Origin of the sequence: Massilia sp. Dwa41.01b, assembly GCF_014171775.1 — a bacterium.
Lineage (GTDB): Bacteria > Pseudomonadota > Gammaproteobacteria > Burkholderiales > Burkholderiaceae_D > Telluria.
The window spans coordinates 2,316,765-2,332,079 of the sequence record NZ_CP050454.1 but is presented as its reverse complement, the minus strand read 5'-3'; the positions used below and the strand labels follow the sequence as shown (position 1 = coordinate 2,332,079).

15 protein-coding genes and 1 pseudogene are annotated in these 15,315 nt (G+C 67.6%); 12 read left to right on the top strand and 4 right to left on the bottom strand.

The genetic code is table 11. The features are described from left to right. Positions 1–7: 7 nt before the first annotated feature. The 4 genes from asd to G4G28_RS10640 all read left to right on the top strand — a co-directional run bounded on the left by asd (position 8) and on the right by G4G28_RS10640 (position 2,726). Positions 8–859: an archaetidylserine decarboxylase gene (gene asd / locus G4G28_RS10655; protein ID WP_182988249.1), complete on the top strand. Its 852-nt coding sequence runs from the start codon at positions 8–10 to the stop codon at positions 857–859. A gap of 266 nt (positions 860–1,125) precedes the next feature. Beyond that, the gene (locus tag G4G28_RS10650; protein ID WP_182988248.1) at positions 1,126–1,491 is read left to right on the top strand and encodes a DUF4190 domain-containing protein; all 366 of its coding nucleotides are present in this window, start codon (positions 1,126–1,128) and stop codon (positions 1,489–1,491) included. A gap of 74 nt (positions 1,492–1,565) precedes the next feature. Continuing rightward, positions 1,566–1,721, top strand: a complete 156-nt coding sequence (locus tag G4G28_RS29035; RefSeq protein ID WP_374039781.1) for a zinc-ribbon domain-containing protein — start codon at positions 1,566–1,568, stop codon at positions 1,719–1,721. Positions 1,722–2,186: 465 nt separating this feature from the next. Then, a complete protein-coding gene (locus G4G28_RS10640) occupies positions 2,187–2,726 on the top strand; it encodes a hypothetical protein (RefSeq protein ID WP_183108345.1) in 540 nt (179 codons plus the stop codon). 69 nt (positions 2,727–2,795) lie between these two features. On the opposite strand, the pseudogene G4G28_RS10635 reads toward G4G28_RS10640, so the two are convergent. Beyond that, a pseudogene (locus G4G28_RS10635) lies at positions 2,796–3,706 on the bottom strand (LysR family transcriptional regulator). A 114-nt stretch (positions 3,707–3,820) separates the two neighbouring features. Here G4G28_RS10635 and G4G28_RS10630 point away from each other — a divergent pair. Both G4G28_RS10630 and G4G28_RS10625 read left to right on the top strand, forming a co-directional pair. Then, complete coding sequence (locus G4G28_RS10630) at positions 3,821–4,417, top strand: FMN-dependent NADH-azoreductase (protein WP_182988244.1); 597 nt, start codon at positions 3,821–3,823, stop codon at positions 4,415–4,417. A 35-nt stretch (positions 4,418–4,452) separates the two neighbouring features. After that, complete coding sequence (locus G4G28_RS10625) at positions 4,453–5,334, top strand: pirin family protein (RefSeq protein WP_182988243.1); 882 nt, start codon at positions 4,453–4,455, stop codon at positions 5,332–5,334. On the opposite strand, the gene G4G28_RS10620 is transcribed toward G4G28_RS10625, so the two are convergent. After that, on the bottom strand, positions 5,331–5,726 hold the full coding sequence (locus tag G4G28_RS10620; RefSeq protein WP_182988242.1) for a GFA family protein: 396 nt from the start codon (positions 5,724–5,726) through the stop codon (positions 5,331–5,333). The genes G4G28_RS10625 and G4G28_RS10620 overlap by 4 nt on opposite strands. A 104-nt stretch (positions 5,727–5,830) precedes the next feature. Between G4G28_RS10620 and G4G28_RS25775 the strand changes: the two genes are divergently transcribed. Then, positions 5,831–6,616: a hypothetical protein gene (locus G4G28_RS25775; protein WP_229508001.1), complete on the top strand. Its 786-nt coding sequence runs from the start codon at positions 5,831–5,833 to the stop codon at positions 6,614–6,616. On the opposite strand, the gene G4G28_RS10610 is transcribed toward G4G28_RS25775, so the two are convergent. Next, the gene (locus tag G4G28_RS10610; protein WP_229508000.1) at positions 6,589–7,452 is read right to left on the bottom strand and encodes an acyltransferase; all 864 of its coding nucleotides are present in this window, start codon (positions 7,450–7,452) and stop codon (positions 6,589–6,591) included. The two genes, G4G28_RS25775 and G4G28_RS10610, sit on opposite strands and share 28 nt — an antisense overlap. 108 nt (positions 7,453–7,560) lie before the next feature. Here G4G28_RS10610 and G4G28_RS10605 point away from each other — a divergent pair, with 108 nt between their 5' ends. The 4 genes from G4G28_RS10605 to G4G28_RS10585 all read left to right on the top strand — a co-directional run bounded on the left by G4G28_RS10605 (position 7,561) and on the right by G4G28_RS10585 (position 11,835). Continuing rightward, positions 7,561–8,535 carry a succinylglutamate desuccinylase/aspartoacylase family protein gene (locus G4G28_RS10605; protein WP_183108344.1) on the top strand — a complete coding sequence of 325 codons (975 nt, stop codon included), beginning with the start codon at positions 7,561–7,563 and terminating at the stop codon, positions 8,533–8,535. A gap of 139 nt (positions 8,536–8,674) precedes the next feature. After that, a complete protein-coding gene (locus G4G28_RS25770) occupies positions 8,675–10,477 on the top strand; it encodes a PAS domain S-box protein (protein WP_229507999.1) in 1,803 nt (600 codons plus the stop codon). Further along, positions 10,360–11,502, top strand: coding sequence for an ATP-binding protein (locus G4G28_RS10590; protein WP_229508073.1), 1,143 nt, complete (start codon positions 10,360–10,362; stop codon positions 11,500–11,502). Before G4G28_RS25770 ends, G4G28_RS10590 begins: the two co-directional genes overlap by 118 nt. An 84-nt stretch (positions 11,503–11,586) precedes the next feature. Beyond that, positions 11,587–11,835, top strand: coding sequence for a DUF3297 family protein (locus G4G28_RS10585; RefSeq protein WP_182988238.1), 249 nt, complete (start codon positions 11,587–11,589; stop codon positions 11,833–11,835). A gap of 88 nt (positions 11,836–11,923) precedes the next feature. Here G4G28_RS10585 and sugE read toward each other — a convergent pair whose 3' ends face one another. Next, positions 11,924–12,244 carry a quaternary ammonium compound efflux SMR transporter SugE gene (gene sugE, locus G4G28_RS10580; RefSeq protein ID WP_182988237.1) on the bottom strand — a complete coding sequence of 107 codons (321 nt, stop codon included), beginning with the start codon at positions 12,242–12,244 and terminating at the stop codon, positions 11,924–11,926. A gap of 225 nt (positions 12,245–12,469) precedes the next feature. Between sugE and pepN the strand changes: the two genes are divergently transcribed. Beyond that, on the top strand, positions 12,470–15,031 hold the full coding sequence (gene pepN / locus G4G28_RS10575) for an aminopeptidase N (RefSeq protein WP_229507998.1): 2,562 nt from the start codon (positions 12,470–12,472) through the stop codon (positions 15,029–15,031). Positions 15,032–15,315: the final 284 nt, after the last annotated feature.

Sequence of the window (15,315 nt, the reverse complement as noted above, 5' to 3'; positions counted from 1 at the left end):
TGCCACCGTGTCCGACCGCTTCAAAGTTCTGCCGCAATATGTCCTGCCCAAGCAGGCCCTGACCTCGTTCGCCGGGCGCGTCGCCGGCCATCGCGGGGGCCGGATGACGACCCGCCTGATCCGCTGGTTCGTCGCCAAGTACGGCGTCAACATGGACGAGGCGGCCAATTCGGACATCGCCAGCTACCCGAGCTTCAACGAGTTCTTCACCCGCCCGTTGAAGGATGGCGTGCGCCCGCTGGCGCAGGCCGACTTCGTCTGCCCGGTCGACGGTGCGATCAGCCAGTTCGGCGCGATCGACGACCACCATATCCTGCAGGCCAAGGGCCACAAGTTCACCACCACCCAGCTCGTCGGCGGCGATGCCACGCTCGCGGCGCACTTCCAGCACGGCAGCTTCGCCAACCTGTACCTGAGCCCGAAGGATTACCACCGCCTGCACATGCCCTGCGACGGGCGCCTGACGCGCATGATCTACGTGCCGGGCGCGCTGTTCTCGGTGAACCCGACCACGGCGCGCGGCGTGCCGGGCCTGTTCGCGCGCAACGAGCGCGTGGTGTGCGTGTTCGAGTCCGAACAGTTCGGCACCTTCGTGATGGTGCTGGTCGGCGCGACCATCGTCGGCAGCATGGCCACGCCCTGGCATGGCGTCGTCAACCCGCAGCGCAACGGCCGCATCTCGGAGTGGACCTACGATTCGCAGCCGGTCGTCCTGAAAAAGGGCGAAGAGATGGGCCGCTTCCTGCTGGGCTCGACGGTCGTGATGCTGTTCAAGGAAAAGACGATCGCCTTCAATCCGGACTGGGCGCCGGAGCGCAAGGTGCGCCTGGGCGAGATGATGGGCAACCGGCCGGCCTGATCGGCCTGGTCGGCCGACACTCGCCGGCCAGCGCAGGAACGGGCGCCAAGCTGCCTGGCGCTTGGTCGTTGGCGCGCGGCCCTCATCCGCGTGCCTGCCGCGCGTTCTCGATCTTCCACACCGGCAGGCACCCCCGCCTCACCCTCCGCATGTGTCCCCTCACCGCCCTGTGACAATTCAATAGTTTTCCGATAGGCAACACCCGTTAAAATGGCGCAACTCGCGCAGCTTGCGCGCGTCCATGAAACGACTGGAGACATTGGGGCATGAAGTTACCGGGAATGATGTTTTGCCGATGCTGCGGCAAGGAGATCCACGAATCGGCGCCCGCCTGCCCCCAGTGCGGCGGCTTGCAGCACGCCGCGCCTGCCGCGGTGGCCAGGCCGGGCGAGCCCGGACTGTGGCTGCCGATCGGCGGACTGATCTGCGGTCTCCTGAGCGCGATGGCCCTGCTCGACGACGCGCCGCTGGACCACGATACCGCCACCGGCATCTTCCTCTTCAGCGTCATCGGCCTCGTGTTCGGCATCGTCAGCATGCGCAACCAGGAGGCCGGCAAGAAGATGGCGATTGCCGCCGTCATCCTCTCGGTCATTGCCCTGCTGGCCCTCATCGGCAACTTCGTCGACTGAAGCCGTTCGCACGAGACCGCGGCACTCGCCACCCCTTTTTTTTCAGGCATCCGCCTGCCCGCACACGCAGCGCCATGCGCGTATCGATGCGGTCGGATGCCGCGCTTTTACCTAAGGAAATGAACATGTTCTGTACTTCTTGTGGCACCCAGGCTGTCGAGGGCAGCGCCTTCTGTCAACGCTGCGGCAAGCCGCTGGACCCTGCCGCAGCGCCGGCAACGCCCCCGTGAACCCGCCGGGCGCAGGCACCCCGCCATCGGACCTGCCGCCCCCGCTGCCTCGCCTCGACAAGCCGGCCCCCGCGCCCGCACAGGTGCCGCCGCCTGCGCAGCCTTACCCGATGGCCCAGCCGGCCGTACCGGACGGGGTCGCGGGCTGGAGCTGGGGCGCCTTCCTCCTCAACTGGATCTGGGCGATCGGCAACCGCACCTGGATCGGCCTCCTGGCCCTGGTGCCCTACGTCGGCTTCGGTGTCGCGATCTGGCTCGGCATCAAGGGACGCGAGATGGCCTGGAAGAACGGCCACTGGCAAAGCCTGGAGCATTTCAACCGGGTCCAGAAAAGCTGGTCGCGCTGGGGCGTCGGCCTGATCGTCGGCATCCTTGGACTGAGCATCCTGGCAGCGGTCGCCATCCCCTCGTATGTCGCATACAAGAACCGCGCCCAGCAGGCCGCGGCCGAGGTCTCGCTGGAGGATGCGATCGCCGCCAACGCCGAGCCGGCCGCCCCCGAGGGCACCCGCCGCCGCGGCCGCCGCGCCTGCCCAGGCAGCGCAAGTCAGCGACAGCGGCAACATCGACAGCAACGCCGATTCGCTGCCGACGGCGCTGGCCACCTCGGCCGGTCCACTGGTCCGCAGCGGCGAGTTCGACGAGCGACGCGTAACGCTCAACGGCAAGGCCCTCTTCGACGGCAACGACGCGCCCTGGCAATTCCCGGTGCGCAGCTTCACCCTGTCGCAGGGACGCGAAGCGATCCTGATGGCCAGCAGCGGCGGACGCGGCAACAGCTGCGAAACCCTGTTCTTCTTCCTGCTCATCGACGGCAGCGACGTGAAGACGACGCCGGAATTCGGCACCTGCGCGCCGCAAGGCCGCTACACCCAGCGCGGCGACCGCATCGCCCTGGAACTGCCGAAGATGGGCGGCATGTCCACGGCCGAACTGAAGGACGGCGACGTCTTCGAAGACGGCAAGCTGCTCGCGCTGGACGCATCGAACGATCCGTCCCAGTAATCCAGGCGCCCAGCCTGGAGACCCGATGGCGCCGCGCGCGCCATCGTTTCCCTTCAAGGGGTCAGCTCCTCAGCCGGACCTGGCCACTTCGCCGCAAAACATCTCGTCCATCATGTCGAGAAAAGCGCGGGTCTTGGCCGGCATCAGGCGCCGGCCCGGGAAGACCGCCCAGCCGGTTGCCGCCGGCAAGTCCCACTCCGGCAGTACCCGCACCAACTCCCCCTTTTTTACCAATGGCTGGGCGAACAGTTCCGAGCTGGCGGCAATGCCGGCACCGCTGCAGGCGATGCGCGCCAGCAGGTCGGGCGAGTTCGCCGTCAGCCGCGCCGGCGGCACGCGCTCCCAGCGCACCTTGCCGCGCTGGAGCACCCGGGCACGGCGCCGCCGCTGCGGCTGAGCAGGCACAGCAGGTCGTGGCCCAGCAGGTCGTCCGGATGCTCGGGCAGGCCGCGCAGCGCCGTGTAGCAGGGCGAGGCGTACAGGCCGAAGCGCTGCAGGGTGACGCGGCGCGCGTTCAGCGAGGAATCGTCCGGCAGGTCGCCCATGCGGATGGCGATGTCGAAGTTCTCCGCCACCAGGTCGACCCGGCGCGGCGACAGGTCGAGTTCGACGTTCACGGCCGGATAGCGATCGAGGAAGCGCCCGATCATCGCGCTCATGCCGAGGTTGGCGAAATCGGCCGGCAGCGAGATGCGCAAGCGCCCGCTGGGCGCAGCCTGGCGATGCTGGGCCAGCGCCCCGGCAGCCTCGGCTTCGTCGGCCACCTTGCGCGCGTGTTCGAGCAGGCTGGCGCCGAATTCCGTCACCATCAATTTGCGTGTGGTGCGCTGCAGGAGCCGTTCGCCGAGCGTACTTTCCAATTGGGCGATGCGGCGCGACACCGTCGACTTCGGCTGCCCTACCCGCAGTGCCGCCGCGCTGAACGAGCCGGCCTCGACGATGCGGGCGAACAGCAACAAGTCATTCGGTTCCACTTCCATGGCGATTGTTCCATTGGTTGAATAATGTTATCCATTCTAAGGTCTTCCGACACGTTTTTGGAATTGATAAAGTGGACCCATCGACACATCAATCATCCAAGAGGAAGACCGAACATGAATATCCTGCACATCACCTCCAGCCTGCGCGGTGCCGAATCCGAATCGAACCGTGTCGCCGCGAGCATCGTCTCCAGGCTGACCGCCGCCAACCCGGACGCGGCCGTCGTCAGCCGCGACCTGGCGCGCAATCCGCACCCGCAACTGGACGAAGCCGCGCTGGGTGCCCTGTTCACCCCGGCTGAACAGCGTAGCCCCGAGCAGGCCGCGCGCGTGGCCCTGGACGACGCCCTGATCGCCCAGGTGCAGGCAGCGGACGTGGTCGTGATCGGCGCACCGATGTACAACTTCGGCATTCCGGTGCAACTGAAGAGCTGGTTCGATGCCATCGCCCGCGCCGGTGTCACCTTCCGCTACACCGAGTCCGGCCCGGAAGGCCTCTTGAAGGGCAAGCAAGTCTTCGTCGCGACCTCCCGCGGCGGCATCTACCCGGCTGACGCCGACCCGCAAGTGCCGTTCGTGCGCATGCTGCTGAACTTCCTGGGCATGACCGACCATACTTTCGTGTACTCGGCCGGCCAGGCGATGGGCCCGGACGCCGCGGCGAAGGGCCGGGCCGAGGCCGACGCGGCCATCGAAGCCGCCCTGGCGTAAGCCGCACGGCGGCGCAAGCAAAAAAGGAGAAGACGATGACCCAGGCAGCAAACCACGAACGCGTCGCCGTATCGCGCGGCGTCGAACGCATCGTCGCCGGCCAATACGTGATGGACGGCGCCGGCGTGAAGATCAACCGCGTCCTCACACAGACCCTGCAGCGCCGCCTCGACCCTTTCCTGATGCTCGATGCCTTCGGCAGCGAAAAGGCCGGCGACTACATCGCCGGCTTTCCCGAGCATCCGCACCGCGGCTTCGAGACCGTCACCTACATGCTGCACGGGCGCATGCGCCACCGCGACAGCGCCGGCAACGAAGGCCTGGTCACGGACGGTGGCGTGCAGTGGATGACAGCTGGCCGCGGTGTGGTCCACTCCGAAATGCCCGAGCAAAGCGAAGGCCTGATGGAAGGCTTCCAGCTGTGGCTGAACCTGCCGGCGAAAGACAAGCTGCGCGCGCCCTGGTACCGCGACATCCCGAACGGCGAGGTGCCGCGCTTCACGCTGGCATCGGGCGCGACGGTGCAGGTCATCGCCGGCAGCAGCCATGGGGTGGCGGGCGCCGTCCAGCGCGAAGGCACCGAGCCGGTCTATCTCGACATCGCACTGCCGCCCGGCGCCAGTTTCGAGCAGCGCCTGCCGGCCGGGCATCACGCTTTCCTGTATGTGTTCCGCGGCGAAGCCATCGTCGGCGGCAAGGGTATCGGCCAGACGCGCATGGCCATTCTCGACAATGCCGCCGGCAGCGACGGCGTCGTCGTCAAGGCGGCGCAGAACGGCGCGCCGACGCGCTTGTTGCTGATCGCCGGCCGGCCGCTGGGCGAGCCGATCGCCCAGTACGGCCCCTTCGTGATGAATACCCAGGCCGAGCTGCACCAGGCGGTCGAGGATTTCCGCGCCGGGCGTTTCGGCGCTTAAGGATGATGTTCGGCATGCGGGGGCGGCACCACCCAGGGGTGCATGCGCTCCTCGTACACCGACACGTTCGGCGCCGGAAAGCCGGGGTCGGCAAAGGCGCCGACGGGAATCGTGAGAAACGCTTCCAGGCCTTGCGCGTCCCAATACACGGTGGCGCCGCAGTGCGGGCAGAAGCGGAAGGTGGCGCGCGAACCTGCGTCGCCCACCCTTTCGAACTGCGTCGCCTGGCCGCTGACAGCCACGTTTTCGCGCGGAAAGCGCGCCTGCGCGGCGAACACGCTGCCGCTGCGCTTCTGGCAGGCCAGGCAGTGACAGACCGAGACGCGTACCGGTTCGCCGCTGACCCTCGCCGTCAGTTGGCCGCAGCTGCAGGATGCTAGTCGGGTGGACATCGGGCCTCCTTTGGCATCGTCCGGAATCACGCCACCAGTGTAGCCCGGATGACCCACCCCGGCATGCGCTACACTTGCGCCATGCGACCTTTCCGCCACACGCCATGCCCCTGATGCCCGTCCTGCTCGACCTGCTCTCGCGCGCCAGCCACCGGCTCGGCCTGGAGACCATCGACCGTTTCCCCGCCGGCCATCCCTACGCGCGTACGCGCTGGGACCGGCGCTACTTCGACATCGCCTCGGACCTGAAGCCCGAAGCCATCGAACGGACCATGTGCGAGGCCATCGCCAACACGCCGAGCGTGTTCGCCCACATCCAGAACCCGACCCCGGCCATGCAGCGCACGCTGCTGGGCGTGATCGATACCAGCCTGCGCCGCAGCTGCGGCGCCCCCACCAACCTGGTCGCGCTACTGGTCGAAGCCTACGCCAGCCCCACACGCGGGAAGCGCGGCCGGGCCTGCGCGCCGCCATCGAAGCGAGTGCTGGCCAGGACATGCGCGAGCGCGTGCATGCGACCCTCGCCTACACGGGCGCCATGCCGGCGGCCTTCGACGTCATCGAGGCGCGGGACTGAGTTCTGGCGTTTTGAGGTTGCACGGGACATGGCGCTCGCGCAGGCGCATGAAGGGCGTCTCGACCAGCCGGTAGAGCAGCCAGCCGGCCAGCACCGACAGCAGCAGGATCAGGGCGATCGCGAGCGGGGTCTGGGGGCCAAAGCCCGGGCGGGAAAGAAACGGCGCGGCGAGCGCGCCGACGCCGCGGTGGACCAGGTAGAGCGCATACGACCACAGGGCCAGGCTGGCGGCGCCGGGAATGCGCAGGCGTCCGAGCCAGGAACGCCCGGACAGCGCGGCCAGGATCAGGAGTCCGAAGCCCAGCGCCAGTAGCGGGTAGCCGAACACGGTAGCCGCGAAACCGTAGCGGTCGCCCAGCAACAGCCAGGCCGTCGGCGCCAGCACCAGCAGCGCGGCCGCCAGCATCCGGTTGCCGTGCCCGCGCAGCCGCGTCCACATCGGGGGTGGGCATTCTTCAGCAGCGCCAGGCCCACGCCGGCAACCAGTTCGTCGAGCCGGCAGAAGCTCGAGTAATAGATGAGCTTGTAGTAGAAGTAAATCCCATACTTGTGCGCATCCACGTGAGCGAGCCACAGCTGGGCGCGCAGCAGCATGCCGCCGAGGACCACCAGCGCCAGTGCCGTCCAGGCCAGGCGCATGCCCTTCCCTCGTCCCCACCACAGTCCCAGGGTCGCCAGCGCGGGCAGGACCAGGTAGAACTGCTCTTCGATCGCCAGCGACCAGCTGTGCGAGAAGGCCGTACCCGGCGCCAGGCCCAGGTTCTGGGTGAAGCTGAGGTAACGAAACAAAGGCAGCAGCGGCGCCTCCTCGCGCACGGCGCGCGAGAGCACATACACCAGCAGCACGACCAGGTAGTTCGGCAGCGTGCGCAGCAGCCGGCGCGCGTAGAAGCGCGGCAGCGACAGCCCGGCCTCGCTCCTCAAGCCGGCGAAGATCTGGTTGCCGATCAGGTAGCCGGACAGGGCAAAGAACAGGTCGACGCCGATCCAGCCGATCCGCCCGACCCAGCCGAAGGTGTAGTCATCGTTCGAGACGAACAGCGTGTAATGGTGCAGCACGACCAGGGTGACGGCGAGCGCACGCAGCGTATCCAGGCCCGGAAGGCGCGTGCTGGGGGTGGTTGCGCGCGGGGCGCTGGCGCTGGACATGATTACAGGAAGCAAAATAGGAGTCGCGGATGATGCCATGCGTGTCCGACGCCTGCCAGGGTTTCGGCATAAAATGTCGACACTGATATTTCCCCGGGTCACCATTACATGCGCTCCGAACCGAATCTGCAGTTCAAGTTTGTCAACTATACCGGCCTGGGCGAAGGCCCGAGCGTCATCATCATGGGCGCCACCCACGGCAACGAGATCTGCGGCGTGGAAGCGATCCGCCGCGTGATGGCCCAGCTCGACAGCGGCGAGCTGCGCATCGTCGCCGGCAGCCTTACCTTCGTGCCGATCGTCAATCCGCTGGCCTATGCCAGGAACGAGCGCAACGGCGACCGTAACCTGAACCGCAACCTGTTCCCGAAAGACGCGCCGCAGGATTTCGAGGACCGCATCGCCAACTGGCTGTGCCCGCTGCTGGCCCAGCACGACGTGCTGCTCGACCTGCACTCCTTTAATGCCGCCAAGGGCGAGCCTTTCGTCATGGTCGGGCCGCTGAACAACGACGGTCCGCTCGAGCCCTTCGCCCATGCCGAGAAGGAACGCGCACTGGCGCGGCGCCCGGGCGTGCGCCGCTTCGTGACGGGCTGGATGGCGGCCTACGGCGGCGGCGTGCAGCGCCGTACCCGCGGCGACGCGGCGGAACTGGAAACCGTGCTGCGCTATGGCGTCGGCACCACCGAATACATGCGCACCACCGGCGGCTACGCGCTCACGCTCGAGTGCGGCCAGCACCTCGATCCGCAGGCGCCCGAGGTGGCCTACCGCGCGATCATGAACACGCTGGCCCACCTGAAGCTGATCGACGCGCCCGACCCGGAGCCGCTGCCTTTCGACGAGATGGAAGCGCTGCAGATGGTCGTCGTGCACGACAAGCTGCATGCCGACGACGCCTTCGTGAAGCCCTGGGCCAGTTTCGATCCCGTCGAGGAAGGCGAGCAGATCGGTACCCGTGCCGACGGCACCCCGGTCCTGGCCGAGTTCAGCGGCCGCATCCTGTTCCCCGATGCCAGGGCGCGCGCCAATTCGGAATGGTATTACCTGACCCGTCCGAACCCGCAGTTCGGACGTAGCTGAACCGCTGGCAACGGCAGGCATGCGGCAACGCGGTCATGCACGCGCCCACCCGGCACGAATGGAGGCATGCCCCGTTTAGCGGTATGATCCATGATCATCACGTGCCGCAAGAGAACACCGGTGAACAATGGATCCACACGTGCATCAAAGCAGCTTTCCTGAGGTCTCCGCATTTCATTCCCTGCTGAACCGGACCGACTGGGCCGGTACTCCGCTCGGAGAAATCGCCGGCTGGCCGTCCTCGCTGCGCGCCAACACGGGCATGATGCTCGACAGCCTCGTTCCAATGGCCATTGCCTGGGGCCCCGAGCGCGTCCTCATCTATAACGAAGCCTATACCCGCCTGCTGGGCGAAAAACATCCCTGGGCGCTGGGCCGGCCGGTCGAGCAGGTCTGGCCGGAAGTCTGGTCGCGCGTAGGGCCCCTGGTCGAGCGCGCGTACGCCGGCGAAGCCTTCCACCGCGAAGACATCGAGCTGCCGATCGAGCGCGGCGGGCGCTGCGATCCGGCCTGGTTCAGCTTCTTCTATTCGCCCCTGCGGGACGACACGGGCGCCATCGCCGGCATGAGCAGCACCGTGATCGAAACCACCAGCCGGGTGCAGGCCGAGCAGGATGTGCGGCGCCTGAACCATACCCTGGAAGAACGCGTCGAGGCCGCCACCATCGAGCTGCGCCGCAGCGAAGCGCACCTGCGGTCGCTGTTCGGCCAGACCGCCGCCGGCATTGCGGAAACCGGCCTGGATTTCCGCGTCGTGCGCGCCAACGAGAAGTTCTGCGCGATCGTCGGCCGTCCGCTGGACGAGGTCGTCGGCCATCCGCTCGACGGCCTGATCCACCCCGACGACCGGCGCGAAAACACCGCCCTGATCGAGCGCATGCTGGCCAGCGGCACGCCCTTCGAGGTCGAGAACCGCTACCTGCGGCCGGACGGCACCGAGGTGTGGGCCGCGAAGATGGTCGCGCCCATCGTCGAGCCGGGGGCGACGCGGCCCACCAGCATCCTGGCGATCGTGATCGACATCACCGCGCGGCGCCGCGCCGAGATCTCGCTGCGCGCGAATGCCGAGCGCCTGCGCCTGGCGACCGATGCCGCCAGCCTCGGCATCTGGAGCTGGGGTGCCGACGACGAGAACCCGACCCGGGAAAACGAGCGTCTCTACGACATGGTCGGCATTCCCCGGGACGGCGCCCCGGTCGACACCGTGCGCCTGCTGACCGAACTGGTGCACCCGGACGATATCGCGCCCTACCAGGCGGCCATGGCCCGCACGCTGGCAACCGGCGAGCCCTTCCGCTACGAGGGCCGTTTCTACCGGGCGTCGGACCACGCTCTGCGCTGGTTCGAGTTCACTGGCGCCCTGCACTGCGACGACAGGGGCAGGCCGCGGCGCATGGTCGGCACCGTCCTCGACGTTACCGAACGCAAGGAGATGGACGAGAAGCTGCGCCTGCGCGAAGAGCGTTACCGCACGCTGCTGACCTCGATGGACGAGGGCTTCTGCGTCGTCGAGCTGGTCCATGGCGCGGACGGGACCGTGGTCGACCACCGTTTCCTCGAGGCCAATCCCGCCTTCGAGCGGCATACCGGCTTGCTCGACCCCGTCGGCAAGAGTGCGCGCGACATGGCGCCGAGTATCGAGCAGCACTGGAACGCCGTGTCCGCCCAGGTAGCGGCCAGCGGCGAGCCGCAGCGCATGGTGCAGCAGGCCGCGGCCCGGGCCGCTGGTTCGACGTGTTCATTGCCCGTGCCGACGAAACCTCGCGCGACAAGGTCGCGGTGCTGTTTCGCGACATCACCGAGCAAAGGCGCGCCGAGGAAGAACTGCGCACGCTGGCGGCCGACCTGTCGAAAGCGAACCAGCGCCAGAACGAATTCCTGGCGACCCTGGCGCACGAGCTGCGCAACCCGCTGGCGCCGATCAGGACCGGGCTGGACCTGATGCGCCTCCGTCCCGACAATGTGGCGGCGGTAGCGAAGGTGCGCGACATGATGGAGCGCCAGACCAATCACCTGGTCCACCTGGTGAACGACCTGCTCGACCTGGCGCGCGTGCAGAGCGGCAAGGTCGAACTGAAGAAGACGCGCGTGGCCCTGCAGGACGTGATCCGGGCAGCGGTCGAGACCGCCGTGCCGCTGATCGACGAAAAGCGGCATCGCTTCACGCTGGACATGCCCGAGACGCCGGTCGAACTCGACGCCGACGCCAACCGGCTGGCCCAGGTGGTGGGCAACCTGCTGACCAATGCGGCGAAATACACGCCGGGCGGGGGCAGCATCGCGCTTTCCGTGCGCAGCGAGGATGGCAGCGCCGTCGTCAGCGTCAGCGACAACGGCATCGGCATCCCCCCCGAGGCCTTGCCGACCCTGTTCGAGATGTTCAACCAGGGCCGCCACGGCATGGATTATGCGCAAGGGGGCCTGGGCATCGGCCTGAACCTGGTCAAGCGCCTGACCCAGAAGCATGGCGGCACCGTGAGCGTGGTGAGCGAGGGCCCGAACCGGGGCAGCACCTTCACCCTGCGCCTGCCGCTGGCGCCGGACCAGCCGCAGGCACCCCAGGGCGCCACGCCTGACGCGCAGTCGCAGGGCGAGCGCGGGCCGCTGCGCATCCTCGTTGCCGACGACAACCAGGATGCCGCCGACCTGCTGGCCCAGCTGCTGCAATCCCGGGGCCACCAGGTCAGCACGGTGCACGACGGCACGGCGGCGCTGGCGGCGGCGCGCGCGCTGCCGCCGGACCTGGCCCTGCTCGATATCGGCATGCCCGGCATGACCGGCTACGAAGTGGCGCGTGCCCTGCGCCAGCTGCCGGACCTCGAGGGCACGGTGCTGGCGGCGGTGACGGGCTGGGGTGCGCAGGAAGACCGCAAACGCTCGCGCGAGGCCGGGTTCGACCACCACATGACGAAACCGATCGACCTGGACAGCCTGAACCAGCTACTGGCGGGGATCAAGGCAGCCTAGTGGCCGCCCGGATCGGGAGCGGCGGCGCGCCTGCGCACGCGCCAGCGTTGTACGCGGCGCGGTTCTGGTGGATAATTCGCCACCATGAACGATACCGCTACCCTCCCCCCACTCCCAGACCGGCTCTCGATCGACCCGAGCAGCCCTTTCCACAACCGCGATGTGTTCCAGCAGGAAATCGGCATCCGCTTCAACGACAAGGACCGCCACGACGTCGAAGAATATTGCATCAGCGAAGGCTGGATCAAGGTCGCTGCCGGCAAGGTCCTCGACCGCAAGGGCAAGCCGATGCTGATCAAGCTCAAGGGCAAGGTCGAAGCGTTTTATCGCTGATTCCTGTTGATGCTTGCCGCGTTTCGCCGAGTGTGACCAACCGGTCGCCCGGGCGCCTCGTTCGCGAGGATGCCGGGCGGCCTTTTTCTTATCCCGGCGTCAGCAGTTTCAGGCCCGCGATGCCCAGCGCGATCAGGCCGATCGAGCCGATGCGCAGCGCCCCGGCCGGCTCGCCCAGCATCGCCATCCCGAACACGGCCGTGCCGATCGTGCCGATGCCGGTCCAGACCGCGTAGGCCGTCCCCAGCGGCAGGTGCCGCAGTGCCAGGCCGAGCATGCCGACACTGGCCGCCATCGCCACCAGCGTGAACACCGACGGCCACAGCCGCGTGAAGCCCTCGGTGTACTTCAGGCCCACCGCCCAGGCCACTTCCAGCAAGCCTGCCACCACCAGGTAAATCCAGCTCATCCCGACTCCGTCGCGCTCGATGCGGGACTTGCCCGCGGTGAAGAAAAATGGGCGCAAGTATAGCACCGGCTTTCCCGGCCACGGGCACCGTGCGCGCGCCGCCGCGCCCGTCAATACAGCGCGAACCCGTCGTGCACTGCCACTGGAGCCGCCCTGCCTTGCGTGGTATTCTTGCGCGATTCGCAAGGCGCGCCGGTCGGCGGCGCGCGCTCACCAGGACTGCCCTTGAACACTTTCGCATCACGCCCCATCGCACGCTTCCTTGCCCCACGCATCCTCGCCCTGGCGGTCGCCTCCGCCTGCGCCGTTCACGGTGCACAGGCAGCCCCGGCAGCCCCGGCAGCGCGTGCCGACAACGCCTTCCTGTCGCAGGTCGACGCCGCCGCGCGTTCGGCGCGCGTGTCGAACGTCGACTACGCGCTCGAGTTCACGCTCACCGGCAAGGAAAGCTTCAGTGGCGTGACGCGCGCCAGCTTCGACCTGGCTGACGCGACGGCACCGCTGACGATCGACCTCGACAAGGCGACGGTGAAATCGGTCAGCGTCAACGGCAAGACAGTCGATGCGAAGTACAACAACTGGTTCATCACCATCGCCGCCGCCGACTTGGTCAAGGGCCGCAACCAGGTCGTGATCGCCTACGAGCGCCTGCACAGCACCAACGGCGAAGGCCTGCACCGCATGGTCGACCCGGTCGACAAGCGCGTCTATACCTATTCGCACTTCGAGCCGGCCGCCGCCCACCAGATGTTCCCCGTCTTCGACCAGCCCGACCTGAAGGCGACCTACCAGGTCACCGCCACGGCGCCGGCCGACTGGCAGGTGGTCTCGACCACGCGAGAAACGAAGATCGAGGAACTGGACGGCATGCGCCGCTGGACTTTCCCGGCATCGAAAAAGCTGAGTCCATATAACTTCTCGCTGCACGCCGGCCCCTATAAAGTGTGGGAAGACAAGAGCGGCAAGTACCCGATGCGCCTGCTGGCACGCCAGTCGGTGGCCGCCCAGGTGACGCCGGAAGACTGGTTCCGCTATACGAAGGACGGCCTGGCCTTCTTCGACAACTACTTCGGCATCCCTTACCAGTTCGAAAAATACGACCAGCTGCTGGTGCCGGACTTCCTCTACGGTGCCATGGAAAATGCCGGTGCGATCACCTTTGCCGAGGGCCGCTTCCTGCACAAGGCGAAAATGACCGACGCCCAGCGCCAGTCGCTGGCTTCGGTGATCATGCACGAGATGGCGCACCAGTGGTTTGGCGATCTCGTCACCATGCAGTGGTGGAACGGCCTGTGGCTGAACGAAAGCTTCGCGTCCTTCATGGGCACGCTGGCGACAAGCGAGGCCACCGAGTTCAAGGACGCCTGGCAGAGTTTTTACTCGTCGGGCAAGCAGGCCGCCTACGAGCAGGACCAGAAGACGACCACCCACCCGATCGAGGTGCCGGTGCCGTCGACGGCGAACGCATTCGACAATATCGACGCCATCACCTATTCGAAGGGCGCCTCGACCCTGATGCAGCTGCGTCACCTGCTGGGCGCGGAAACCTTCCGCAAAGGCGTGCACAACTACCTGGCCAAGTACGCCTACAGCAACGCGAAGCTGGACGATTTCATCCGCAGCCTGGGCGAGGCGGCGGGACGCGACCTGTCCGGCTGGACGCGCCAGTGGCTGTACGAACCGGGCGTGAATACCATCGCCGCCAGCTTCAGCTGCAAGGCCGGCAAGATCAGCGCCTTCACGCTGGCGCAAACGGCGCCCAGCCGGCAATTCCCGACGCTGCGCGAACAGCGCGTCCAGGTCGCCACTTTCACCCTCGCCGGCGGCAAGCTGGTCCCGGCGCAGACCGCGGCCGTGACCTATTCGGGCGCATCGACCCGCGTGCCTGGCCTGGTGGGCAGCGCCTGCCCGGACCTGGTCTACCCGAACTACCAGGACTGGGGTTTCGTGAAGGTGCAGCTCGACGGGCGCTCGTTTGCCACCGCGCGCGAACACCTGGCACAGGTGGAGGAACCGCTGCTGCGCACGATGCTCTGGCAAAGCCTGTGGGATGGCGTGCGCGACGGCAAACTGCCGCTGAACGAATTCATCAAGACCGCGCTCGTGAACGCGCCGCTGGAGAAGGATTACACGCTGCTGGGCGATGTGCTGGGCAAGGTGGGCGCATCGAAAGGCTACCTCGACGCGATGGGCCTGCAGACCCGCTGGGCGCAGCAGACCCGGGTGCAACTCGAAGAGATGGCCTGGAACGGTGTAGTCGCCAACAAGGGCAACAGCAACTTCCAGCGCCGCTGGTTCAACAGCTACCTGACCCTGTCGAGCACGCCGGCGGCGCTCGGCCGCCTGGCCGACGTCCTTGCCGGCGGCACGACGGTCGAAGGCTTGAATGTCGACCAGGACCTGCGCTGGGCCATCATCGCCCGCCTGAACCGCTACAACCATCGGGCGCGCCGCGCTGGTGGAGGCGGAAGCAGCACGCGACAAGTCCGACAGCGGCCAGGCCGCGGCACTCGCTGCCACCGTCGTGCGTCCCGACCCGGCGACCAAGACCGAGTGGCTCGGCACGGTGCAGAACCTGCAGACGACGCTGCCATTCTCGAAGATCCGCACTGCCATGTACTCGCTCTACCCGACGGAGCAGAAGGCCCTGGCCGAGCAGACCGCCGTTGCCCGCCTGGCGCAGCTGCCGGCGATCGACAAGGCAGCCGGCCCCGTCTACATGCGCTCGTATGCCGGCACCCTGATTCCGACCGCCTGCACCCCGGCCAGCGTGAAGCGCCTGAATGAGGCCGCCGAGCTGATGAAGGAGCTGTCCGCGGGTACGCGCCGCGCCCTGCTCGACGCGCGCAGGAGGACGAGCGCTGTGTGCGCATCCGCCAGGCACTGACGGCGACGCAGTAACACGGCGTGCTGCAGGACGGAGCGCCGGGGACGTTGTGCAGGGGGCGGCGTGCTGCTGGACGGCGTGCTGCTGGACGGCGTGCTGCCGGACGGCGTGCGCGGAGACGGCGCCGGATGTGGCGCAGCCTACGGTCGCCAGGCGCCCTCGGGGGACCGCTGGCGCTCACGGT